The organism is Aquaspirillum soli (assembly GCF_054781915.1).
Genome location: NZ_BAAGTM010000009.1, coordinates 1 through 24,075, shown reverse-complemented (window position 1 = coordinate 24,075; position 24,075 = coordinate 1). Strand labels below are relative to the sequence as shown.

Annotated in this window: 16 protein-coding genes; 9 read left to right on the top strand and 7 right to left on the bottom strand. The window is 51.5% G+C overall.

The window, feature by feature from the left end; genetic code table 11:
- Positions 1-80: 80 nt before the first annotated feature.
- The 6 genes from leuC to ACYVJG_RS09015 all read left to right on the top strand — a co-directional run bounded on the left by leuC (position 81) and on the right by ACYVJG_RS09015 (position 7,821).
- Positions 81-1,502: a 3-isopropylmalate dehydratase large subunit gene (leuC, locus tag ACYVJG_RS09040; RefSeq protein ID WP_460430825.1), complete on the top strand. Its 1,422-nt coding sequence runs from the start codon at positions 81-83 to the stop codon at positions 1,500-1,502.
- 11 nt (positions 1,503-1,513) lie between these two features.
- A complete protein-coding gene (leuD, locus tag ACYVJG_RS09035) occupies positions 1,514-2,152 on the top strand; it encodes a 3-isopropylmalate dehydratase small subunit (RefSeq protein WP_460430772.1) in 639 nt (212 codons plus the stop codon).
- Positions 2,153-2,181: 29 nt separating this feature from the next.
- The gene (gene leuB, locus ACYVJG_RS09030) at positions 2,182-3,243 is read left to right on the top strand and encodes a 3-isopropylmalate dehydrogenase (RefSeq protein WP_460430771.1); all 1,062 of its coding nucleotides are present in this window, start codon (positions 2,182-2,184) and stop codon (positions 3,241-3,243) included.
- 49 nt (positions 3,244-3,292) lie between these two features.
- Positions 3,293-4,408, top strand: a complete 1,116-nt coding sequence (gene asd / locus ACYVJG_RS09025) for an aspartate-semialdehyde dehydrogenase (protein WP_460430824.1) — start codon at positions 3,293-3,295, stop codon at positions 4,406-4,408.
- A gap of 194 nt (positions 4,409-4,602) precedes the next feature.
- Positions 4,603-5,571 carry an Asd/ArgC dimerization domain-containing protein gene (locus tag ACYVJG_RS09020; protein WP_460430770.1) on the top strand — a complete coding sequence of 323 codons (969 nt, stop codon included), beginning with the start codon at positions 4,603-4,605 and terminating at the stop codon, positions 5,569-5,571.
- Positions 5,572-5,688: 117 nt separating this feature from the next.
- Positions 5,689-7,821, top strand: a complete 2,133-nt coding sequence (locus ACYVJG_RS09015; RefSeq protein WP_460430769.1) for a FimV/HubP family polar landmark protein — start codon at positions 5,689-5,691, stop codon at positions 7,819-7,821.
- 314 nt (positions 7,822-8,135) lie between these two features.
- Here the strand turns inward: ACYVJG_RS09015 and ACYVJG_RS09010 are convergent, their stop codons facing one another.
- Complete coding sequence (locus ACYVJG_RS09010) at positions 8,136-10,655, bottom strand: sensor domain-containing protein (RefSeq protein ID WP_460430768.1); 2,520 nt, start codon at positions 10,653-10,655, stop codon at positions 8,136-8,138.
- A 286-nt stretch (positions 10,656-10,941) separates the two neighbouring features.
- Here ACYVJG_RS09010 and mfd point away from each other — a divergent pair, with 286 nt between their 5' ends.
- Together mfd and ACYVJG_RS09000 are read left to right on the top strand one after the other, a co-directional pair.
- On the top strand, positions 10,942-14,352 hold the full coding sequence (gene mfd, locus ACYVJG_RS09005; protein ID WP_460430767.1) for a transcription-repair coupling factor: 3,411 nt from the start codon (positions 10,942-10,944) through the stop codon (positions 14,350-14,352).
- A 2-nt stretch (positions 14,353-14,354) separates the two neighbouring features.
- On the top strand, positions 14,355-14,873 hold the full coding sequence (locus tag ACYVJG_RS09000; RefSeq protein ID WP_052165366.1) for a metal-dependent hydrolase: 519 nt from the start codon (positions 14,355-14,357) through the stop codon (positions 14,871-14,873).
- A gap of 127 nt (positions 14,874-15,000) precedes the next feature.
- Here ACYVJG_RS09000 and ACYVJG_RS08995 read toward each other — a convergent pair whose 3' ends face one another.
- Positions 15,001-15,207: a hypothetical protein gene (locus tag ACYVJG_RS08995; RefSeq protein ID WP_460430766.1), complete on the bottom strand. Its 207-nt coding sequence runs from the start codon at positions 15,205-15,207 to the stop codon at positions 15,001-15,003.
- Positions 15,208-15,460: 253 nt separating this feature from the next.
- On the opposite strand from ACYVJG_RS08995, the gene ACYVJG_RS08990 reads away from it, so the two are divergent.
- Positions 15,461-16,300, top strand: coding sequence for a 2OG-Fe(II) oxygenase (locus tag ACYVJG_RS08990; protein WP_460430765.1), 840 nt, complete (start codon positions 15,461-15,463; stop codon positions 16,298-16,300).
- 8 nt (positions 16,301-16,308) lie between these two features.
- On the opposite strand, the gene ACYVJG_RS08985 is transcribed toward ACYVJG_RS08990, so the two are convergent.
- From ACYVJG_RS08985 to ACYVJG_RS08965, 5 genes are all read right to left on the bottom strand, one after another.
- Positions 16,309-16,719: an acyl-CoA thioesterase gene (locus ACYVJG_RS08985; protein ID WP_022653060.1), complete on the bottom strand. Its 411-nt coding sequence runs from the start codon at positions 16,717-16,719 to the stop codon at positions 16,309-16,311.
- Positions 16,720-16,755: 36 nt separating this feature from the next.
- Positions 16,756-17,469, bottom strand: coding sequence for a TetR/AcrR family transcriptional regulator (locus ACYVJG_RS08980; protein ID WP_022653061.1), 714 nt, complete (start codon positions 17,467-17,469; stop codon positions 16,756-16,758).
- A gap of 86 nt (positions 17,470-17,555) precedes the next feature.
- Entirely contained in the window at positions 17,556-18,998 is a 1,443-nt protein-coding gene (tldD, locus tag ACYVJG_RS08975) for a metalloprotease TldD (RefSeq protein ID WP_460430764.1), read from the bottom strand.
- A gap of 17 nt (positions 18,999-19,015) precedes the next feature.
- Positions 19,016-19,822 (bottom strand): carbon-nitrogen hydrolase family protein, encoded by an 807-nt coding sequence (locus ACYVJG_RS08970; protein ID WP_460430763.1) that lies wholly within the window; start codon positions 19,820-19,822, stop codon positions 19,016-19,018.
- Positions 19,819-23,643 carry a YhdP family protein gene (locus tag ACYVJG_RS08965; RefSeq protein ID WP_460430762.1) on the bottom strand — a complete coding sequence of 1,275 codons (3,825 nt, stop codon included), beginning with the start codon at positions 23,641-23,643 and terminating at the stop codon, positions 19,819-19,821. Before ACYVJG_RS08965 ends, ACYVJG_RS08970 begins: the two co-directional genes overlap by 4 nt.
- Positions 23,644-24,075 lie beyond the last annotated feature (432 nt).

The window sequence follows — 24,075 nt, the reverse complement described above, 5'->3', positions numbered from 1 at the left end:
CGATAGGGGTGCAGTCTGGTGCAGCGCACTGGCTCATGCAATAATCTGCGGTTCGGAGAATATTGACAGAAGCATCCCCTATCATGGCCTACACCCTTTACGACAAGCTTTGGAACAGTCATGTCATCCGCGAAGAAGCCGATGGCACTGTGCTGTTATATATCGATCGTCACTTGGTACACGAAGTGACCAGCCCACAAGCCTTTGAAGGCTTAAAATTGGCTGGCCGCAAACCGTGGCGAATTTCTTCCATCGTCGCTACTGCCGACCACAACACCCCGACTACTGATTGGGATAAAGCGGAAGGGACGGCAGCCATTGACGACCCTATTTCACGGCAACAAGTGGAAACGTTGGATGCCAACATCCGCGAAGTGGGCGCGTTAGCGTATTTCCCCTTCAAAAATATCAACCAAGGGATCGTGCACGTAGTTGGGCCTGAACAAGGCGCAACCCTGCCGGGGATGACCGTGGTGTGTGGTGATAGCCATACGTCGACCCACGGTGCCTTTGGCTGCTTGGCTCACGGTATCGGTACCTCAGAAGTCGAGCATGTCTTAGCGACACAAACACTGGTGGCGAAAAAATCGAAATCGATGTTAGTCCGTGTCGAGGGTGATTTAGGCGCTGGCGTGACGGCTAAAGATGTGGCCTTGGCCATCATCGGTAAAATTGGTACCGCTGGCGGCACCGGTTATGCGATTGAGTTTGCAGGTTCAGCCATTCGTAGCCTGTCGATGGAAGGCCGGATGACCTTGTGTAATATGGCGATCGAAGCCGGTGCGCGTGCTGGCATGGTGGCAGTGGATGAAAAAACCATTGAATACGTCAAGGGCCGTCCCTTTGCGCCAAAAGCAGAGGCATGGGAGGCTGCTGTCGCGTATTGGAATACCCTGCATTCTGACGAAGGCGCACAGTTTGATACCGTGGTGGAATTGCCTGCTGCCGAGATTGTGCCTCAGGTAACATGGGGGACTTCGCCTGAAATGGTGATTGGGGTCGATGGCCGCGTGCCCGATCCGGCTTTAGAAGCCGATCCGGTGAAAAAGGGCAGCATTGAGCGCGCCTTGAACTATATGGGCTTACAGGCCAACACCCCGATTACCGAAATTGCTGTTGATAAGGTGTTTATTGGATCCTGTACCAATTCTCGGATTGAAGATTTACGTGCGGCAGCTGCCGTGATTCAAGGCCGGCAAAAATCGCCCTCAGTGAAACAGGTCTTGGTGGTACCGGGTTCGGGTAATGTGAAAGCACAAGCAGAACAGGAAGGCTTGCATCATCTGTTCTTGGCTGCTGGTTTCGAGTGGCGTGAACCGGGATGCTCGATGTGCTTGGCCATGAATGCCGACCGTCTCGAGCCGGGTGAACGCTGTGCCTCGACATCTAACCGCAACTTTGAAGGCCGCCAAGGTCAGGGTGGACGGACCCACTTGGTTAGTCCTGCGATGGCTGCGGCTGCCGCAATCAGTGGCCACTTTGTTGATATCCGCCAGTTCTGAGAGAAAACACTATGAAAGCGTTTACGCAACTCAATGGCCTTGTCTGCCCACTCGACCGCGCTAACGTCGATACCGATGCCATTATTCCAAAACAGTTTTTGAAATCGATCAAACGCTCTGGTTTTGGCCCGAATTTGTTTGATGAATGGCGTTATCTCGACCACGGTGAACCCGGTCAAGATTGCAGCCAACGGCCACGCAATCCTGAATTTGTGCTGAATTTTCCACGCTATCAGGGTGCGCAAGTGCTGTTAGCCCGCGAAAACTTTGGTTGTGGTTCGAGCCGTGAACATGCACCTTGGGCACTCGAAGACTACGGTTTTCGCGTTGTGATTGCCCCAAGTTTTGCCGATATTTTCTTTAACAACTGTTACAAAAACGGTTTGTTGCCGATTGTCTTAGCCGCCGAAGCGGTCGATCAGCTATTCCGTGAATGTGAAGCCCAAGACGGCTATACCCTCACCGTCGATTTGGCACAACAAACCGTCACCACTCCCGGCGGTACTTCGTTCGCGTTCGACATCACTGAACATCGCAAACATTGCTTATTAAATGGTTTGGATGAAATTGGTTTGACGTTGGCCCATGCTGAAGCAATCCGTCGTTATGAAGAAGCGCGACGTCAGCAACAACCTTGGTTATTCGCCTAACTGGCTGATTCAACGAAAGCACACTGCTCATGAAAATTGCTGTTTTACCGGGTGATGGGATTGGCCCAGAAATTATTGAACAAGCCAAGCGGGTGTTAGACGCCCTGCGTAGTGACGGTTTGCCGATTGAAATGGAAGAAGCGCCTTTGGGTGGGGCGGCGTATGACCAATATGGTCAGCCTTATCCCGATGTGACGCAAAAATTGGCTCGCGAAGCGGATGCAATTTTATTGGGCGCAGTCGGTGGGCCACAGTACGACACCCTCGACCGTCCACTCCGTCCAGAACGCGGTTTGTTGGCGATTCGTAAAGACTTGAACCTGTTTGCGAATTTGCGCCCGGCTATTTTGTATCCTGAACTGGCGAATGCTTCTACCCTCAAGCCTGAGGTTGTCGCCGGTTTGGATATTCTGATCGTGCGTGAATTAACGGGGGATATCTACTTTGGTCAACCACGCGGTGTAGAAGTGCGCGATGGCGAACGCTTCGGTTACAACACCATGCACTACACCGAAAGCGAAATCCGCCGTATTGGTCGGGTGGCGTTTGAAGCGGCGATGAAGCGCAACAAGCGGGTGTGCTCGGTGGACAAAATGAATGTGCTGGAAACCACCCAATTATGGCGCGATGTGATGACCGAATTGGCACCAGAATATCCGGAAGTCGAACTGACCCACATGTTGGTGGACAACGCGGCTATGCAGCTGGTGAAAGCGCCAAAACAGTTTGACGTGATGGTTACCGGCAATATGTTTGGCGATATTTTGTCCGATGAAGCCTCGATGTTAACCGGTTCGATTGGGATGTTGCCTTCGGCATCACTCGACGCCAATAACAAAGGCTTGTACGAACCCTCCCACGGTTCGGCACCCGACATCGCTGGCAAAGGGGTGGCAAATCCGCTGGCAACGATTCTGTCTGCTGCCATGATGTTGCGCTATACCTTCAATCAGGAACAAGCGGCACAGCGTGTCGAAAACGCAGTGAAGGCCGTGTTAGCACAAGGTCTGCGTACCGGTGATATTTACGAACCTGGCACCCACCGCGTCGGTACCCGTGAAATGGGCGATGCTGTGTTAGCGGCACTGTAAGCCGTGTGATTGGATCAAAATCAATTTTTGAATAGATAAAGGATAGATGATGTTAAAAGTCGGTTTAGTTGGCTGGCGCGGGATGGTCGGTTCGGTGCTGATGCAGCGCATGGTAGAAGAAAATGATTTTGCCCATATCGAGCCGATTTATTTCACCACCTCTAACCCCGGTGGTGCTGCACCAAGCTTTGGTGGCAAAACCGCCCCTGCACTGAAAGATGCGAAAAATCTCGACGAGCTCAAAGCATGTGACGTGATTATCACCTGCCAAGGTGGCGACTACACCAACGAAGTGTACGCCCCATTGCGTGCGACTGGTTGGGATGGGTATTGGATTGATGCTGCCAGCGCGCTGCGGATGGAAGATGAAGCAGTCATTATCTTAGATCCAGTCAACATGAATGTGATCAAAGAGTCCCTCGCTAAAGGCGGTAAGACATTCGTGGGTGGGAACTGCACCGTCAGTCTGATGTTGATGGCACTGGGTGGTTTGTTCCAAAACGATCTGGTTGAGTGGGCGACATCGATGACCTACCAAGCGGCGTCGGGCGCTGGTGCGAACAATATGCGCGAATTGCTCAAAGGCATGGGTGCCGTGAATGCGGCTGTGGCTGCTGAATTGGCCGACAAAAACAGCGCGATTCTCGACATCGATCGCAAAGTGGCAGAGTTTATCCGTTCTGATGCCAACCCAACTGAATACTTCGGTGTGCCGTTGGCTGGGAGCTTGATCCCTTGGATTGACAAAGATTTAGGCAATGGTCAATCGAAAGAAGAATGGAAAGGCGGCGTTGAGACCAATAAAATCTTGGGTCGTGCAACCAATCCTATCGTGATTGATGGCCTGTGTGTGCGGATTGGTGCCATGCGTTGCCACAGCCAAGCGCTGACCATCAAACTGAAACAAGATCTGCCTGTTGCCGAAATCGAAGCCTTGTTGGCCAAAGCCAACGATTGGGTAAAAGTGGTGCCAAACCAGCGCGAAGTGTCGATGAAAGAATTGACACCAGCAGCGGTGACAGGGACTTTGACCGTACCAGTGGGTCGTATTCGCAAACTCGGCATGGGTGGTGAATATATCAGTGCCTTTACCTGCGGTGACCAACTGTTGTGGGGTGCGGCTGAGCCACTGCGTCGTATGTTGCGTATTGTGTTGGAAAAGTAATCTGAAGGTGTGTGGGGGCAGCTACTGCCCCCATGCGGCATCAGCAAGGGCATCATCTGCGATGCCCTTTTTAGTGAATGTGTGGGTTGCTGTTTTGTTGACGGTTTTGCAATTAAATTCACCTTTATTTGGCTAAAGCGTGTTGTTTTTGCAACAAGTTTTCACGCTGTTTTATGTATTTTTTAGGATGTTTTATGTCTCACATGGTTTCTTCTTCTGCAATTGCAATTATTGGTGCCACAACTGTGGTGGGTGGTGCAATCTGTGATTTACTCGCTGGCGCCAGTTGGCCGCTGGCAAATGTCTATGCTCTCGATTTGGCCGATTTGGCCGGCGAATCTGTTTATTTTGGTCATCATGAGTTAACCGTCGGTGACTATCACGACTTTGATTTCACGCAGGTACAAGCCGTGGTGATCTGCCATGCGGCCGTGGCACATGACAGCGATTTAGCGCGTGAATTACAACAACTTGGGCTGTTGGTGGTGTTGGCAGTGGATGACGTAGCCAATTGTTGGCCGCAGGCAGTACGCGCTTTACACAAAACCACAGCAACCACTGCGGTGGCTTTGCCTTTGCCGGTGGTCAGTGTCTTGGCACAAGCTTTGTTGCCGATTCAACAACATACCCGCTTGCGTCGGGTGTCGGCTGTCAGTATGGAAGCGGTATCAGATTATGGTCAGGCTGGCATTGAAGAGCTGGCTTCGCAAACCACCGCCTTGTTTAATCAACAACCGTTGATTAACGACATTTTTCCTCAACGGATGGCGTTTAATATTCTGCCACTGTCACAAGCAGAGCAAGACCAAGCACAACAACAGTTGGCACAACTGTTGCTGTTGACTGAAGACAATGTCACTGTGCGCCGTCATCGGGTGCCGGTGTTTTTTGGTCATACCTTAAATGTTGAAATAGAAACAGAAATGCCTGTGGATATCGAGGTGTTATGCGAATGGTGGCGGGCCGCAGGGTGTGTCGTCTTGGCAGAGGAAGCCTTAGCAGATGCGAATCCAATGTCGGTGACTGGCCAAGATACCTTGACTATTGCCCGTATCAATCGCGCAGAAACGCAAAAATCGCTGTTGAATTTCTGGTTGTGTGCCGATAATGTGCGGGTTGCGGTTGCAAAACCTGTGCTAGAACTGCTGGCAACAGGACAGTAAAATATTGCGACACCCGTAAAATCACGACACACTTGATAGCTTGTGTCAGTTTACGGCTTGGGTAGCGTGGCTATTCAGGACCATAAAAAATTCTACGCAATAAGAAAAAGGTGGGCTGTGAACTTTTCCCCGACTTTCCGACGAAATGTGCTGGCGACTTCTTTATTGCTGTCTGCCGCACCGGCTATGGCTGCCGAGCTGGGTGCCTTGCGGATTACTTCTGGCTTGGGTCAGCCATTTCGGGCTGAATTAGAAGTGAGCGATGTTGCAGCCAACGACTTAAAAATTCGTATTGCCTCGGCTGATCAATTTAAACGTAACCGCTTGCCCTATCCCGAATTTCTCCGTGATGCGGTGATCTCAGTCGAGAAAAAAGCAGATGGTAAAGCGGTGGTGCGTTTGGCCTCGCCGACGCCTGCTCGTAGTGCTTATGTTTCAGTGTTATTGGATATTGAAACAGCAGGGAAAACTCGTTCACAGGCGCTAACCGGTCTTATCGGTGGCCCTGCTACCCCCTCAGAAAAGACCATTGCCAAAGAAGAGGCCGCTGGTCCATTGGCCAATGGTAAAACCTATCCTGTTCGCACCGGTGATACGTTGTCTGGTATTGCCAGTAAAGTAAAGCCAAGTGGCGTGAGTTTGGAACAGGTGATGGTCGGGTTGTATGAAACTAATCCCCGTGCTTTTGCTGGCAATATGAACATCGTGATTGCCGGCAAAACATTAAACGTCCCTCCAAAAAATGAATTGGCCAAAACGCCGCCTGCTGAAGCGCATCGCGAGGTACAGGCACAGGTTGCCAACTGGCGTGCTTATCGTGGCCGTGTAGCGGATATGGCGTCGCAACAAACCGGACAACAGCGCGCACCAGACACTACTAAAGGTCGTATTGTCGCGCAAACGCCTGAAACTGCGGCACCGAGTGCTGATGCAGGGCGGGATGTCTTACGTTTATCTCGTGCTGATGAGAAAGCGTTAGCCAATGCACAGAAAAAAGTGCAAGTCTTAGAAGAAGAATTGGTTGCGCGTGATAAAGCGATAGACGAGGCAAATGATCGTATCAAAGAGCTGGAAAAAAATGTCAGCGATATGAAAGCCTTGTTAGAGCTGAAAAATAAGGCACTGGCTGAACAGCAAAACCGCAGTGAAGGTAAGCCCGATCCGGCCCAAGCGCCTGCCACAGAACAAGCTGCTCCGGCTGCCACCAAACCTGCTCCCGTTGAAAAAGCAGCGACACCCGAGCCAGAAGAAGAACCCATTTGGCCGTGGGCGGCAGGTGGGGCAGCTGGTCTAGCCGCCGTGTTAGGGGGCCTATTCTATTGGCGTCGCCGGCAAGAGCAAAAAACGGAAGAATTGGCGGCTGTTGATGAGGTGATTGCTACTGCACCACCGCTGCCACCTGAGCCGGTGATTGAGCCAGAGCCGGAACCTTTACCTGAGCCGGTTGCAGTTGAACCAGAGCCACCTGAAATGTCTCAAATCGTGGCTGAGCCGCTGTTGGAGGCGGTGGTGTCTGAAACAGACACACCGCCACCTGCGGCTGCGCCAACGCCACCGCCCGGCGCACTGTTAGAGTTCACAGAAGATTTCGACATGTTGGCCATCCCCGGTCAACCCGCATCTCCACCGGTCAGCGCGGCTATTCCTCCTGCACCGAGCCCAGCCGATGCAATTCCTGAGTTGGAAATGGAAGCTTTGCTAGACGATTTAGAAGAAGTGGTTCCTGCGCCGGCAGTTTTAACTGAAGCTGTCCCGCCGCCTGCGCTAACGCCAACGGCAGAAGACGCAGAAATTGATGCCATGATGGCGATGTTTGCCGAAGATTTGTCTGGTACACCAGTACCAACACCGGCGCCTGCGCCTGAACCAGAGGTGATTCCTGATGACGAGGTAGTTGAACCTGAGCCAGAAGCAGTACCTGCGCCAGTGGCCGAACCGCCTAAGCCTGAGGTAGAAAACCCGATCCTCGATTTTGACTTTGCCATCGACGATATTCTGGCCGAACCGCCACCCCCGCCACCACCGGTTAAGGATGAAGATAGTCTCAGCTTAACCACGCCGGAAGAGAAAGCGCAGCAAGAACCGGAGGAGTTGGATATTGGTGATCCGATTAGCACCAAGCTTGATTTAGCGCGTGTTTATATCGAGATGGGAGATAGCGAAGGTGCGCGGGAAATTCTGGAAGAAGTGTTGGCTGAAGGGGACGAAGCTCGTAAGGCAGAAGCCCGAGCATTGATGGATACGTTGTAATTCTTCCCGATTCAGCAAAAAGCATAAGGGCAGACTCGTAGGTCTGCCCGATTAGCTTGATTGTTGTGTGAGATCACAAAAAATTTCGTTTGAATTTTTCGTGATTGTCGATGTTGCTTTGCATATCTGCGATGTCCCAGATTTGTAGTTCCCACGGAAAGTAGAAGTTATTCTTGTTTTTGAAATAGACGTGCAAACCACGGTATCCTACCACTCGATGATGGATACAGAAGATGAGTAGGGTATGTCACCCCTTATGTGTGAATCTTTGATTCGCACAAGGGGCGACGTACCAAAGCTGTGCTGCAACTTCTCTAATCAATATTCAGCACAACATTTTGCTCACGTTCGCTCACGAAGTCTGCCAGTTGTTCAGGCGGTAGGGGTTTGCTGTAAAAATAGCCCTGTATTAACTCACAACCACAGCGTTTCAAAAACAACCGTTGTTCGCTGGTTTCGACGCCTTCGGCTACGACAAACAAGCGCAGTTTCTTCGCCATCGCCATAATTGCTTCAGTAATTGCCACATTATCGCCATCGTCTGGGATCCCTTCGATAAAAGAACGGTCGATTTTCAGGCAATCCAAAGGAAACCGCTTCAAGTTCGACAGAGAAGAATAACCGGTACCAAAATCGTCAATGGCCAGCATCACCCCCAACGATTTTAGCTGGTTTAATACCTGAATTGCCTCCGCAGGATCTTGCATCAAGGTTGATTCTGTCACTTCCAGTTCTAAGCGCTGTGGTGAAATACCTGCTGCTGTAAATGCAGTGACCACTTTATCTAACAAGCGGCTGTCCATAAATTGCCTTGGTGATAGGTTAACCGCCACGCGAGGCACCTCCACTCCCTCGGCATCCCAACGTGCCAACTGTCGGCAGGCTTCTGCCATCACCCATTCACCAATTGGGCGGATGAGGCCAGATTCCTCGGCAATCGGGATAAATTGAGCGGGTGATACCATCCCAATTTCTGGGTTATACCAGCGTAACAACGCCTCAACTGCTTGAACTTTATCGGTAAACGGATTCACCTGTGGTTGATACACCAAACGGAACTCTTGCCGTTCTAATGCCAAACGCAAACCATTTTCCATGAGCAAGCGTTCAAAAGCTTGTTCATTCATGGTGGCGGCAAAAAACTCATACGTATTTTTGCCTGCTTCTTTTGCGCGATACATGGCCGTATCTGCATTTTTCAGTAACGACATGGCATCATTGCCATCGCTTGGGAAGATGGCAATACCGATAGAGCCGGTCACAAATAGCTCATGTTCTTCTAACTTTAATGGCTGTGCTAACTCGGTCAGTAAACGATCCGCTATCGCGGTGATGGCGTCTTTGTGGCAATCCCCCTCGAAAATCACCGTAAATTCATCACCATCAAAACGTCCCAGAAAAGCCTCATTCCCCACCGCATATTTCAGTCGTGCGGAAATCACGCGCAGTAAATCGTCCCCTGCCGGATGACCAAAGGAATCATTGATCAGCTTAAAACGGTCGAGGTCGATAAACATCACGGCCAGCTGGCTGTTATTCTCGCGTGCATGATCGACAGCTTTAGTGAGTCTTTCGATAAAGTTGACCCGATTGGGTAGTCGAGTCAGCGGGTCGTGGCTGGCGAGGAACTGTAGCCTGTCTTCAGCGACTTTGCGCTTAGTGATGTCAGAAAATACACAGACATAATGCTGAACTGCACCAGTGTCATCGCTGACTGCGCTAATTGACAGCCACACCGGATATAGGTCGCCATCTTTACGCCGGTCGAGAAATTCGCCTTGCCATAAACCACATTCATCCAACGCCCGCATCATCTGGGCATTCACTGCATGACCCATGTGGTCAACACGGAACATTCGTGAGCGCCTGCCGACGGCTTCAGCTTCGCTATAGCCTGTGATGCGCGAAAAAGCGGCATTGACGGCAATAATTCTGGCCTCGTGGTCGGTCAGCAAAATACCTTCCGATGAATTCTCAAATACGGTGGAAGCCAGTTTTAATTTAGTTTCCGTGGCCAGCCGCTCGGAGATATCGAGTACCACACCAATAAAGGCAGATTGCCCATGATAGTCAAACAATCGACTGTGAATTTCGACCGGCAACGGGCGGTTATCACGGCAGCGCAACGTGGTGGTGAAACGGTGGTGTTCGACTTGATTTTCGATGCGGTATGCCGCTTGTTGACGAATCCGTTCGATTTCGCTGTCGATCAGACATTCATCAAGCGACTGACCCAAGAGTTCGTCAATACTGTAGTCCATCAAATCAGCGAGTCGTTGATTGATATAGACAATTGCACCATGTTGTTGGATAAACACGCCCACTAATTTTTGTTCAGCGAGCGCCCGATATTGTTCCTCGGCTTCGTTGAGCCGGAGTTCATTTTCACGTTGGGCGGTCACATCGGTGGCAATACAACCAATGGCATTGAGAATGCCATCAGCAGAGTAAAGCGGAAATTTGGTGGCAATAATAAAACGTTGATCTACACCATGATTCAGCTTTGTCTCGATATGGCAGGGCTGTCCGGTACGGAAAATGATATCGTCAAGTTTTTGTAATTCTTCAAAACCTTGATTTTCTGGTAGACAATCTAAAGCTTCTTTGCCAATTAACTCATTTTCTTTTTTATTTAGCAATTCTGCAAAACTATGGCTGACATGTAAGTAACGACCAGCAATATCTTTGACAAAAACTGGATTGGGGCTGTGTTGCAACACACTGTTAAAACGATAGCGTATGCGCTCCAACCGCCGAACACGGTAAAGCAAATAGATGCACGCTGCGCTAAGCGCTAGGCTCAATAACAGCAAGAACGGCATAAGCCACGCCATTCATGTCTCCCCTCAAACGTCTGGTTTGGCTAACAACAAATAGTCAGTGATGGATTGTACTCTAACACCTGATCGCAACATTGATGCGTCAGTTTGACGCAGTTTTTGTTGCATCCGATTAGCATTAAACATCCAAAACAAAATAAGTCGCATAACGAAAGTCTGCAATGTAAAACGAAAACCTGATTTGTGAAATAGAGAAATTTAATTTTTAGCTTTAGTTGCAATGCAGCAATAAAGCGATGGCCGTTATAATCCCTTCTTTATTTTTAACATTTGCTGATTTATGTCTGCTCTGCGCTTGCTCTCTCTCCCTCGTCGTGGCGAAAAACACACCTTGCCTTTTTTCCCAGCTGGTGCGGATAGTCGTTGTCTGACACAGTTGGCCGCTTTAGCAAAACAACCTTTATTGGTGTTGACTGAGCAGGCGCGTGATAGCACGCGGTTGGCAGAGGAAATCAGCTTTTTTGCCCCACAGTTACGCGTCGCGGTTTTCCCCGATTGGGAAACGTTGCCCTACGATCATTTTTCACCCCATGCGGATTTGGTCAGTGAACGGCTGGCGACTTTGTGGCGGTTACGCCAAGGGCTGGTAGATGTGTTGCTGTTGCCGGTCGCCACTACCATGCAACGTCTAGCACCGCTGGATTATCTCGCTGGGCGCAGTTTTATGCTGTCGGAAAAACAACGACTGGATACCGAGCGCTTGCGGGCTGATTTGGTGTTGGCGGGGTATCAGCATGTGACACAGGTATATGCTCCCGGCGAGTTTTCGATTCGTGGTGGGCTTATCGACCTGTTTCCGATGGGGGCCAGTTTGCCGTATCGGATTGATTTGATGGACGATGAAATCGATGGCTTGCGGACATTTGATGTCGATAGCCAGCGTACCCTCGATCAGGTCACCCAGATTCAACTGTTGCCTGCGCGTGAATTTCCGTCTGATGAGGCGGCAATTACGGCTTTTCGCAGTCGTTGGCGTGAACAATTTGAGGGGGATCCCTCGCGTTGTCGTTTGTATAAAGATGTCTCTAATGGGATATTGCCGGCAGGGATTGAATACTGGCTACCATTATTCTTTGAACAAACCGCCACAATTTTCGATTATCTCGGTCCACAAGCCGCGTGTGTCCTACACCATCACACCCTGCCTGCCGCAGAACAGGCATGGCAAGACATCGTATCGCGCTACAACATGATTGGTAGCGACCCTGCTCGCCCCGGATTGCCACCTGATGCACTCTATCTGCGTCCGGATGCTTTGATGGCGGCCTTGAAAGCCTATCCTTGCTGGCGCTTGCCACAAGAAGGTGAATGGCAACCCACCCTTGCCCCTTTGCCGCCCTTGCATATCCAACGCCGCAGCGACACCCCCTTTGCGCTGCTTGAACAATTTACCCAACAGTTTACTGGTCGGGTGTGTTTAGTGGCCGAGAGCGTCGGTCGCCGTGAAACCTTAAATCAGTTTTTGCGTGATTATGGCTGGCAAGCGGCATGGGTCGATGATGTCGCTGCCGCGATGACGCACGCCGCCGGTTTGATCTTGGTGGCAGGACAACTGACCAGCGGTTTTATTGACCATGAAAACCATATTGCCTTTGTCACCGAATTTGAACTCTATCAACACCAACGCAGCAGCCTCAGTCGCCGTCGTCGCAAAAGCCATAATCCTGATACGGTGTTGCGCGATTTAGCCGAAATTCGCGCTGGTGATCCGGTGGTACATGAAGAACACGGCATTGGTTTATACCAAGGACTGGTCAGCATGGATTTAGGCGATGGGCCAAGCGAGTTGATGGTGTTGGAATATGCCGATGGTGCCAAGCTCTATGTCCCTGTGTCGCACTTAAATTGCATTTCCCGTTATGCCGGCATGGCCAGCGACAAAATCGCTTTGACTCGCTTGGGTTCAACACAATGGGAAAAAGCGCGTAAGCGTGCTGCCGAAAAAGTTCGGGATACTGCAGCTGAATTGCTCAACTTATATGCCCAACGCGCAGCGCGGCGCGGCCATGCCTTTGCGTTGGATAGCCATGACTATGATGCGTTTGCCGAGAGTTTTGGTTTTGAAGAAACCGCCGATCAAGCCGCCGCTATTCAAGCCGTGTTAAGCGATATGACCTCGGGTAAACCGATGGATCGTTTGGTGTGCGGTGATGTGGGTTTTGGTAAAACCGAAGTGGCTTTGCGGGCGGCTTTTGTCGCGGTGATGGGGGGCAAGCAGGTGGCCGTATTGGTCCCCACCACGTTATTGGCAGAACAGCATTATCAAAATTTCAGCGACCGCTTCGCCGATTGGCCAGTCAAAATTGCCGAGTTATCGCGTTTTCGCAGTGCCAAAGAACTGAAAACAGCGCTGGCTGGCATCAAAGAAGGAACGGTGGATATTGTGATTGGCACCCACCGCTTATTACAGCCTGATGTTGACTTTGCTCGTTTGGGATTGGTGATTATTGATGAGGAACACCGTTTTGGGGTTCGCCATAAAGAACAACTGAAACGCCTACGGACTGACGTTGACGTTCTGACGCTGACGGCTACACCTATTCCGCGCACCTTGGCCATGAGTTTAGAAGGATTGCGCGACTTTTCCGTGATTGCCACCGCGCCCAACCGCCGGTTGGCAGTGAAAACCTTTGTCAGTCCAACCGCACCTGGGGTGATTCGGGAGGCGGTGTTGCGTGAGTTAAAACGCGGCGGTCAGGTGTTTTTCCTCTACAACGAGGTCGATAGCATCGACAATATGCGGCAGCGTTTGGTTGAGCTACTTCCCGAGGCGCGGATAGAAATTGCCCACGGTCAAATGCGTGAGCGCGAGTTGGAACAGGTGATGCGCGATTTTACCCAGCAGCGTTTTAATGTGCTGTTGTGTTCAACCATCATTGAAACAGGGATTGATATTCCGAATGCCAATACGATTCTTATTCACCGCGCTGATAAATTTGGCTTGGCTCAGCTGCATCAATTACGCGGGCGTGTTGGCCGTTCTCACCATCAGGCCTACGCCTATTTGCTCACCCCCGATCACCTAACCCGCGACGCCCAAAAGCGTTTGGAGGCGATTCAGGCGATGGAGGACTTGGGGGCGGGCTTTGCGTTGGCGATGCACGATTTAGAAATTCGTGGTGCAGGTGAGGTGTTAGGCGAGGGACAGTCGGGCGAAATGCAAGAGGTGGGTTTTAGCTTATATACCGATATGCTGAAACAAGCGGTGCGTGCTTTACAACAAGGTAAAGAACCCGATCTTGACCAACCTTTGGGTATTCACACTGAAATTCACTTGGCCGCACCGGCCTTATTGCCAGAGGATTATTGTCCTGATGTACACGAACGCTTGGTGTTGTATAAGCGGATGGCGTGTGCCGATGCTGAACAAGAGATTGATCAGCTACAAGAAGAATTGATCGACCGTTTTGGTTTGTTACCCTCGCCGGTGAAAACCTTGCTCGACAGTCATCGCTTGCGCTTGCTTGCCCACGCGATCGGGATTAAAAAATGTGTGGCAACGGCAGAAGGGATGACGTTGATTTTTGACAAAACCACCACGGTTGAGCCGATCAAGATTATCCAGCTGATACAAAGTAAACGGCATTACAAATTGTTGGGACAGGACAAGTTAAAAGTGGAAGTGGCGCTGCCTGATGTCGCCATGCGGGTAGTGAGATTAAAAGAATTATTGCGTGAATTGGTTGCTTAACGATGCAGTTTTCTTCGCATTTAACTGTGGGTGCACTGACTGCGATTGTCAGTGTGAAAGCAGGATGGATTGGTTTGGAATCGCTGGATATTTTGGCGGTGCTGATCGGCTGCATGTTGCCGGATATTGATCATCCTCACTCTACTTTGGGACGGCGGGTAAAGATTCTTTCTGTGCCAATCTCGAAGCTGTTTGGCCATCGTGGTTTTACGCATTCCTTGCTTATTATCATTGTTGGGCTGTGGTTCTTATTGTATTACCTCAACACGCCACCGGGCTGGGCGACGGGGTTGGCCTTGGGTTATTTATCGCACTTGGCTGCTGATTTTGTCACGCCCTCCGGCATTCCCCTATTATGGCCTTGGCGGCAACGCTTTCGCTCGCCAGTCACCGTGGTAACGGGGGGCGTCGGTGAGAAGGTGGTGGTGGGGATGTTGATGGGCTTTACTGCCGTGTGGGTGGTGTGTGGTGGGCATCAATGTCGTCCCTTTTTCGATTGGCTGGTGCAGTTGTTCAGTTAAAAGATACGATGTCAGAATGGATAATGCGGCGCGGGCCCGCTGAAAGTGACAGATCACGTAAATAACCCGCGACTGAAGTCGCAGGCTTTATTGTGAAACGAGAGCATGGTTGATCCCATTTCCAACATCAGGCGTATTTACAGCCGCCCTTGGCGAGACGGCGGTCTCGCCAATGCGGGCAAGATTTCGACTTGCATTCGCGGTTGTACAGACGGCGCTCGCGTACGATGGGAACAAGACGGTTGCAGGCGTCCGCATAGGCCACTTGAAGTGCTGCAAGACGGCCCGCGTGTTCCGCCGTCGTATCAAGCCGAATCGACGCCGTGCGCATCATCGCTCATCGCCTCTTGGTGACATGCTCGCAACGCTCAATGTAGCGGCGGATAGTTTCGGCGCTGATGCCACCGCTCCAATCAGTACGTCGCGCCGATACTTCGGGCACCAGATCACATGGTAGGCCGTTTGATAGAAGTAATTACGTTTTGTGACGACATCGACCATGCGTCACAGTTTATACCACAGGGTGCGCTTTGCGCACCCGCAATTCCTCCCCTGACTCAAGTCAGGGGTTTCCTTGCGGAGATTCTATGAATGAATTATTACCGTACCAACAATGGCTAGACTGGCTGCGCCATAATTTGCAACGGGGTTGCCTTGCAGCCGATCTATGGCGTGATATGAAAGAAAAAGGAGGGCTCGATCACGCGATTATCGTCAAACTATTCGCCGCCGCCGAAGCGCCCCTCCATGCTGCCAGCAGTGATATCAATACCCTGATTGCACCGAAACCGGCGGTGAGCGGGAATAGCGTGTCAATTGCTGGGCATGAAATTCAAATTGCCCTACACCTAAAAAGCCCAGAAGTGATTGTCTTCGACAATGTGCTAACAGCAGATGAATGCCGTGAGCTGATTAGTGCGGGTGAAAGCAAATTAACCCGTGCGACGGTGGTGGGGGATGATGGTCAGCCGGTGTTGCATCCAGAACGCCGCAGCGATGGTGCCGGTTTTCAGCGGGGTGAAAGTCCATTGTTGGCGACCATTGAACAGCGGTTGGCGGCGTTGGTCGATTGGCCGGTCGAACATGGCGAAGGCATTCAAGTATTGCGCTATACCCCTGGCGGTGAGTACAAGGCACATTATGATTGGTTTGACGTTAACAACCCTGCCATTGCTGCGCGTTTAGGGCACGGTGGGCAACGTGTGGCCACATTGGTGTTATATCTCAATGAAGTGGATGAGGGTGGCGCTACTGAGTTTCCTGAGTTGGGCTTATCGGTGCGGCCTCGTACTGGACGTGCATTGTATTTTAGCAATGTCGATGAACAGGGCCGTTCCGACCGGCGCGCACTCCATGCCGGTGCACCGGTGCGGGCTGGCGTGAAATACATCGCCACCAAGTGGCTCCGCCAGCGGCCTTATATTTGATTGAACATTCACGCCTGTGGCGGGGGGATGAGGCGACTGTGGCCGTGTTCATCAATCGCCACCAGCGTCAACACCAATTCCGTCACCGGCAACACCTCATGCAACCGATGGACATTGGCACTGACTTTCAAAGTCAGTGAGTGCTGCCCAACCCGCAGCCGTTCTACATATAAGCTCAACACATCACCGCGAAATAGCGGTGTGTTAAATTGACAGGTGTTGATGGCGACCGTGGTAACTCCACCAAGGGTCAATCGTTCGGCAATCAATACCGCCGCCTGTTCCATCCGTGCAATCAACCACCCTGCTTGCACTCGACCGTGGGCATTGACACTGTGGCTATCGGCTTCAAGGCGCAATGCCAACACACCATGCGGGCCAGACCAGTCTAATAAAGAGGGAAGTGGGGTATCACTCATATTGACCTCACAGACAGAGAAAAGGCAGTTTGTAGATTAGCTTAGGCTCTGTGACGTAAACGTGATGTCAGAAGGGGGGGCTAATAGACCTGCGACCACATAGGGTACCAAGTGTTTCGCCACCAATTCTGGTTCTCGCGCCGTCACTGCACCTTGCCGTTTGAGGAAAATCTTTAACACATCGTTCCCGGCAAAGGCGTTAAACATCAAACTAAAACTGAAATGTAAGCGCCATGCCAATTCATCTGCCGATAAATGTGGCAATACCTTGGCAAAAGCGCGGCTATAACGGCTGACAAATTCGCTGTGTTGCACCGAAATTGCTTCGCGCAGTAGCTTGTGGTTTTCGATAAAAGTCCGCGATAACAAACGGACAAAAATCGCTCCACCCCGACTGGGGTCGCGTGACATCGCCAGCGATGGCAAGATAAAAGCCATCACCAAGCGTTCTACGGTCAACGCCTCTTCCAACGCTTCAAGCGCGTCTAACTCGGTGACACAGGCTTGGCTCCACGGTGCAAGGCGGCGGATGACTGCCTGTTGTAACAGGGCATCTTTAGAACCGAAGTGGTAATTCACCGCCGCCAAGTTGACCTCGGCCTGTTGCGTAATCATCCGCAGGCTGGTGGCCTCAAAGCCGTGTTCAACAAACAAGCGCTCTGCCACATCTAAGATGCGAGTTGCAGTGTCTTGCCGCACAGGTTCGAGTGCGGCATCCGAGGCGTAAAAAGAATAGCTAGAGTCAGTCATGAATCAACGGCTTTTTAACAAGACCATCACATAATGGCAAAACACGCTTTTAACACAGCGCCGACAAAATTAAAACGATTGTTTTTTTAGGTGTGGGTGCCACCGACGGTTAAACCGCCATCGATGCGCAATGTGGGTTGTCCTACGCCCACCGGCACACTCTGTCCTTCTTTGCCACAGGTGCCCACGCCTGGGTCAAGCGCCATGTCATTGCCCACCATCGACACATAATTCAATACCTCGGGGCCATTGCCAATTAAGCTGGCGCCTTTGACTGGATAGGTCAGTTTGCCGTTTTCAATTCGCCATGCTTCGCTGGCAGAAAACACAAATTTACCGCTGGTAATGTCCACTTGCCCGCCGCCAAAATTGACGGCATATAAGCCATCTTTGACCGAGGCAATAATCTCTTGTGCATCGTGTTGACCATTGAGCATGTAGGTGTTGGTCATGCGTGGCATCGGTAAATGTGCATACGATTCGCGGCGACCATTACCCGTGGGGGCCATGCCCATTAAGCGTGCGTTCATGCGGTCTTGCATATAGCCTTTGAGAATCCCGTCCTCAATTAACACCGTGCGTTGTGTCGGGGTACCCTCATCGTCGATATTCAACGAACCGCGCCGATCTGCTAACGTGCCATCATCAATTACCGTTACCCCAGGGGCGGCAACCCGTTCACCAATTTTGCCCGAGAACGCCGAACTGCCCTTGCGGTTAAAGTCGCCTTCCAAGCCATGACCAATCGCTTCATGCAATAAAATCCCCGGCCACCCATGCCCTAGTACCACCGTCATCGCACCGGCAGGTGCAGGGCGCGCTTCTAGGTTAATCAAAGCTTGTTGAACAGCTTTTTGCACATAATCGAGTAAACGTGCTTCGGTGAAGTGAGCAAAATCAAAACGACCGCCGCCGCCGGCACTGCCCTGCTCACGGCGGCCATCTTGTTCCACAATCACCATCACCGACAGACGGACTAAGGGGCGAACATCTGCCGCGCGGGTGCCATCTAAGCGCGCTAAATACACCACATCATATTCTGCCGCTAAACCGGCCATCACTTGTTTAACCCGTGGATCTTGTGCGCGAGCCAATTGTTCTACTTTTTCTAATAAGGCAATTTTGGCGGCAGAATCAAGGCTGGGGATGGGGTCGATGCCGGCGTAGAGTTGATGGCCTTGGGCGCGTTGGCTTAAACCAATTTGTTGCGATTGACCGACTTGGGCAATGGCGCGGGTGGTGTCGGCGGCGGCCAGTAACGCTGGCAGGCTAATATCATCTGAATAGGCAAAAGCCGTTTTATCTCCACAAATCGCCCGCACGCCCACACCTTGGTCAATACTATGGCTACCCGATTTCACAATACCTTCTTCCAAGCTCCAGCCTTCGCTGCGGGTAAATTGGAAATATAAGTCGGCATCGTCAATGGCATGACTGTGTAAACGAGAAAACACCTGTTGTAAGGCTTGTTCATTTAAGCCAGCAGGCACAAGTAACCGCTGTTCGGCTTCGGCAAAGAGGTGGGTCATGGTCTGGTTGTCCTAAATTAAAAAATACGGTGGCGAAGGGCAGGCAAGCGTGTCCGCACCGATTCGGTGAGGCTGGGGTTGATTTCTGCTATGACTACGCCTTCCCCTTGTGGTAACTCACCGAGAATTCGTCCCCACGGGTCGATAATCATGCTATGGCCGTGTGTTTTACGGCCATTCTCATGCTCACCCCCTTGGGCTGAGGCCAAAACATAACATTGGTTTTCAATGGCACGGGCACGCAATAAGGGTTCCCAATGTGCTTGTCCGGTGGTGGCGGTAAAGGCGGCGGGTAGGATGATTGCATCGACTTCGCCCATGCCACGGAATAACTCTGGGAAACGTAAGTCGTAGCATACCGACAGACCCAAGCGGCCAAAGGGGGTATCTGCAACCACCCGCGCTGTGCCTGGCTCGATAGTGTCGGCCTCGGCGTAACGCTCGCCTAAACCACTAAAACCAAATAAATGCACTTTGTCATAGCGGGTGCAGCATTCTCCGGCTGGGTTAAACATCAAGGTGGTGTTCCACACTTTTTCGTCATTGCCGGCATCGAGAGGTAAGGTGCCACCGATTAACCAAATTTGATGCTGTTGTGCCATTTGCTGCAAGGCCGCTTGAATAGGGCCCTCACCAAAGCGTTCCCGCTGGGCCACTTTATCTTTGTCACTGTGCCCCATGATGGCAAAGTATTCAGGTAGAACAACCAGTTGTGCCCCTTGGGCCGCCGCATTGGCAACCCAATGGCGGGCGCGGGCTAAGTTGGTGGGGATGTCGGTGCCAGATACCATCTGTATCACGGCAGCAGTCCAATTTTTTGTCATGGTTGTGGTTTGTCTCGTGGTGTGATGGCTTGAATAGTGGGCTCTTGTAACGACCCTGTGACTTGATACTCCAAAGTCATTAACTTGCTGACCGGATCTTGCAGCACTTTTTGTGCCGCTAATGCAGCGATGCCAATGGCGGGGTTAAGTAAAACTGCGCCCGTGGCAATCGCCAAACTTTCTGCAATGCGTGGTTCAACTTGTACCCGCAAGGTTTGTTGTTCTTGTACTAAATCGACATTGCCCTGCAACCTCACTTCGGCGGCTGGTGCTTGAATCAACACATTTTGGCTATGAAAAATACCATTCTCAATTTTGATATTGCCGGTAACGCTATCAAAAGCAAAACCCTCGCCAACCAAATCACGGAAATCTAACCGTAGGCGGCGCGATAGCGATTGTAAACTCAGCACCCCCAATAATTTTGCGGGCCCCGGATCCAGTTTAGCAAAATGCCCATTTTCGGCACGAAACGCCAAAGTGCCATTTAAGGCTGCAGTTTGAAAATCGGCTAATTTTCCCTGCCATTGTACACGACCCTGTAAATGACCTTGGCCTTGCCGCATGGCTTGGCTGCCAGAAAGACGTTGGATAAACCCACCAAGTTGTTTGCTATCGGTTTCGACTTCTAACCAAGTCAGGGCTGGTTCTTGTTGTAGATAGCCGGAGGCCGCGAGGCGACCATCTTGGTTAAGCAAACTCAGTTTCTGAATCTCCCACCCGCGCTCACTGGGCCGGCCGTTGAGCTGCATTTGCCCAAGCTGCCGTCCACGATATTGCAACTTACCCACCTGTAATTCTAATAACGGCCACTGCTGTAGTGGGCGTTGATCGAGGGTTGCGGCGGCGTGGCCGGTGGAAGTACGGTATTTTTCCAAGGGCAATTTTAATTCAGGCAATCGCAGCTCTAAGCGGCTGGGTTGTCCTTGCCACCAGACAAACCCACCTTGTAGGCCTGCTGCCTGAAATTTGCCGTCCCATGTTTTACCATTCTGGCTACTGGCTTGCACATAGACCTGCTTCAGTTGGTAATCTGTCCAATTGAGGCGTTGGCTTTCCAGATTTAATACGATTGGATAACTCAAATGGCTGCGGTCATCTTGTTGTCCCAACGGGGCGAGTAAGGCTAACCAGCTGTCGAGACTGGCTTCATCACTTTTGACATCAATCACGCTGCCTTGGCGTGGTAAGACAGGGCGTTCGCTGTGGCCGATATGCAGCGTACTGGCGCGAATCTGTTCACCTTGTAATGCCCATTGACCGGCAAAATGCTCGGCGATTTTGACCTGTAGCGCCACCTCTGATGACGGTGTTGTCGTTTGTTGCCAGTCGAGGCTAAACGGTAAGATACCGAGGCGGGGTTTGGTCAACGGTGCGGGCAGCTGACTTTCGATGCCGCGTAAATCGCTGTTGACACTGAAACTTTCTAAGCCGTCATGAATGATAAATTGGGTGTGATGGCGGGTTTGCCCTTGTAACAAAGGCTGTAACCATGCTGGTAAATAGCGTTGACCTACCGCACGGATATTGACATCTCCTTGCACATCAAACGCCAATTTGCCATCCCGACGGCGTTGTGCCGTTAAAACACTTTGCCCACCGAGGGCGTGTAATGTGATGCCATCAATTCGCAAGCCCTGTTGATCAAACCAAAGCGTACCCTTGACGTGATCGAGCGGCGGTACATCAGCCAGCAGTTGTAAACGATTGCCTTGAAAATGGTAGCTGCCTTTGACTTGGGTTTTTTCGACATCGGCAAACGGGATATCCAAGGCAAGGTGTAGCTCGCCTGTTCCCTCGGCGCGGCTGCGGCTGGGGAGTGAGGCCAGTATGGCATTCAGTGGGCTGGCAGCAAGAAAACGGAAGAAGTTTTGTGTCTCGCCTTGGGCGCGCCCACTTAAAAATAAGTGACCCCCTACAGCGGCCAAATCGGGGATCTCGGCGCTCACTTCATGCACCTGCACCCCCTTCACCGAGGCCTGTTTTGCGGTGATGGTCAGCTTCTCGTTGTGGAAAGACAGCGTGCCTTGGATATTTTCAATCGCTGGCCATGCGGGATCGAAGGCTAAAGTCACCCCTTCGGCCTGCCCCTCAACGCTAAATTCACCCCCCCCATCGGCAAAGGGAAATCGATCTAAATTACCGATAAGACGGAATTGCGCCGCTTTTGCTTCGCCCTTTGGCAGGGCTTGTGCCAACCACCGACGGACTTCGCTATCCAACACCAAGGGCAGATAGCGCGCAACTTGTGAGGCTTGTAGCCGGTGCAGTTGGCCGGTTAAATGAATGTCCCCTGCCCGTCCGCTGTGGTAGTCATAACGACCTTCGACTTCGCCGGCTAAATCGCTGTTGGCAAAACGTAGCTGATGCACTTCCACCGCAATGTGTTGTGCCGTCTGCCGTTGCCAAGACAGATCGCCTTCTAGCTGTTGTAATGACCATGCTTGGGCAAAGACCTCGGGCAGATGCAGTTGGGTGTTTTGTTGGCCTCTGAGCCGGATGCGTCCGCCGCGTTCCGAAAACTCCAATTGACCACTGAGCCCTTGTGCGCTGGGTAGCGAGGCTTGGCCTTGCCAACCAAGATCATTAAATGTGCCTTGAAAGCGGTAGCGTTGTGGCTGGTAGACATCACCCTGCCATTCAATTTTCGCTTGTTGAATAAAACCGCTGGGGTCGAGGCTGCGCCAAGCTAGGTTATCGTCGAGGGGCAGTTGGCGAATGATCGGTTTTAAGGCTGACAAGGTCAGCCCGGTCATCGCCAGTTTGCCCCGCCCACGGGGGCCGGTTTGCCATTCCCCTTCGATCTTGCCGCGTTCAAACAGTTTACCGGCGGAAGTGCTGGCGCTGATGTCGTTAGCCTGTAGACGCATGGTGCCGAGGGTGTGATGTTGGTAGCGAATATGACCAGAGACATTCGGCACGCTCAGGGTTTCGCTGCTGGGTTGAGCAAATTGCAACAGGCCATTGCTGATGCTGGTTTTAGCATCTAATTCGGTGATACGGCCTTCGGCAAATTGCAGTTTCATTTTGACCGCTGCTTCGCCTTCTTGCCGGTGCAAAATGTCTTTCAGATAAGCCGCCCACGGCGCAAAACGCGCCCCTGCTAGCTCAATCTCCATTTCGCCTTGCCATTGCTGCCACTGTTGCGGGTCTTCGCCTTGCCATTGCAAACGGGCACGAAAGGTGTGTAACCAAGCGCGGGGTGGGGTGGCGGTGAGGCTTAATTCATGGCCCAACCAACCACGTTGTAGGGTGATGTTGCCGTGGCTTAAGGTAATGGGGCTTAACCCTACTCGGTCATCACGGAAATGCAGCCACGCTTCGCGAATCTCCAACCGATCTTGCTGTAATAACCAGCGCCCGAGTTGGCCATCGCTTTCAGCGTCGGGTTGCAGGGTGATGCCGTTAATGCTCAACTGTCCCTGTGGATCGCGGCGAATATCCACTTTGGGCTGATGTAAAACGATGTTGGCGAAATTAGGTCGCCATTGCCATAGGCTCGACCACGCTGGTACCAAGGTCAGCCGGTTGAATAGCAAAGGGGGTGCATTGTCATCTGGTGGCGTAATCACCACCCGACTGAGTTCGATTTGTGGATGTAAACCCAACCAACGTGCATTGAGTTCGCCAAGTTCTACCCGATAGCCCGTTTCTTGACTCAGTCGCGCGGCAAGGGTGGTTTTCCAGTTTGGCAGTTGTGGTAAGACATAGCCCTGCCATACCGCCACCAATAGCAACACCGCCATGACCGATATCACCGCAATGGCGCGTAGTGCGCGCCAAGCAAGCGATAAAAAGCGAGGGCGAGGGGCAACAATCATGTGCGATGGGGTACCGAGCAGGGGAATTATGGCCGCATTATCTGCTAACCGAGGAAAACACAACAACCTTTAGCCTGTATTAGCTATCGCTGTTTTTTGGCAACAGAGGTAAATCATCGGCATTTTTCAGGGTGGATCCGACAAAAAAATTAAAATAGCAATAAATCGCTATTCTTGATTGATTTGTTAGTAAAAGCATAAAATGCTTTGATAATACAGGTTAAAATTTTAGTCTCATCATATCGCGCCCCAACTCATGTTTGCTGTTTAACCCGTATGGTGATGTCTCGCAATCAGGAATGTCCGTAAATAACCCTCGACTGAAGTCGAAGGCTTTATTGTGAAACGAGAGCATGGTTGATCCCATTTCCAACATCAGGCGTATTTACAGCCGCCCTTGGCGAGACGGCGGTCTCGCCAATGCGGGCAAGG

What these genes read in the sequence shown, in the direction of transcription:
- leuD (WP_460430772.1), top strand. Translation starts at nt 1,514, where the DNA reads ATGAAAGCGTTTACGCAACTCAATGGCCTTGTCTGCCCACTCGACCGC.
- leuB (WP_460430771.1), top strand. Translation starts at nt 2,182, where the DNA reads ATGAAAATTGCTGTTTTACCGGGTGATGGGATTGGCCCAGAAATTATT.
- asd (WP_460430824.1), top strand. Translation starts at nt 3,293, where the DNA reads ATGTTAAAAGTCGGTTTAGTTGGCTGGCGCGGGATGGTCGGTTCGGTG.
- ACYVJG_RS09020 (WP_460430770.1), top strand. Translation starts at nt 4,603, where the DNA reads ATGTCTCACATGGTTTCTTCTTCTGCAATTGCAATTATTGGTGCCACA.
- ACYVJG_RS09010 (WP_460430768.1), bottom strand. Translation starts at nt 10,655, where the DNA reads ATGGCGTGGCTTATGCCGTTCTTGCTGTTATTGAGCCTAGCGCTTAGC.
- mfd (WP_460430767.1), top strand. Translation starts at nt 10,942, where the DNA reads ATGTCTGCTCTGCGCTTGCTCTCTCTCCCTCGTCGTGGCGAAAAACAC.
- ACYVJG_RS09000 (WP_052165366.1), top strand. Translation starts at nt 14,355, where the DNA reads ATGCAGTTTTCTTCGCATTTAACTGTGGGTGCACTGACTGCGATTGTC.
- ACYVJG_RS08995 (WP_460430766.1), bottom strand. Translation starts at nt 15,207, where the DNA reads ATGATGCGCACGGCGTCGATTCGGCTTGATACGACGGCGGAACACGCG.
- ACYVJG_RS08990 (WP_460430765.1), top strand. Translation starts at nt 15,461, where the DNA reads ATGAATGAATTATTACCGTACCAACAATGGCTAGACTGGCTGCGCCAT.
- ACYVJG_RS08985 (WP_022653060.1), bottom strand. Translation starts at nt 16,719, where the DNA reads ATGAGTGATACCCCACTTCCCTCTTTATTAGACTGGTCTGGCCCGCAT.
- ACYVJG_RS08980 (WP_022653061.1), bottom strand. Translation starts at nt 17,469, where the DNA reads ATGACTGACTCTAGCTATTCTTTTTACGCCTCGGATGCCGCACTCGAA.
- tldD (WP_460430764.1), bottom strand. Translation starts at nt 18,998, where the DNA reads ATGACCCACCTCTTTGCCGAAGCCGAACAGCGGTTACTTGTGCCTGCT.
- ACYVJG_RS08970 (WP_460430763.1), bottom strand. Translation starts at nt 19,822, where the DNA reads ATGACAAAAAATTGGACTGCTGCCGTGATACAGATGGTATCTGGCACC.
- ACYVJG_RS08965 (WP_460430762.1), bottom strand. Translation starts at nt 23,643, where the DNA reads ATGATTGTTGCCCCTCGCCCTCGCTTTTTATCGCTTGCTTGGCGCGCA.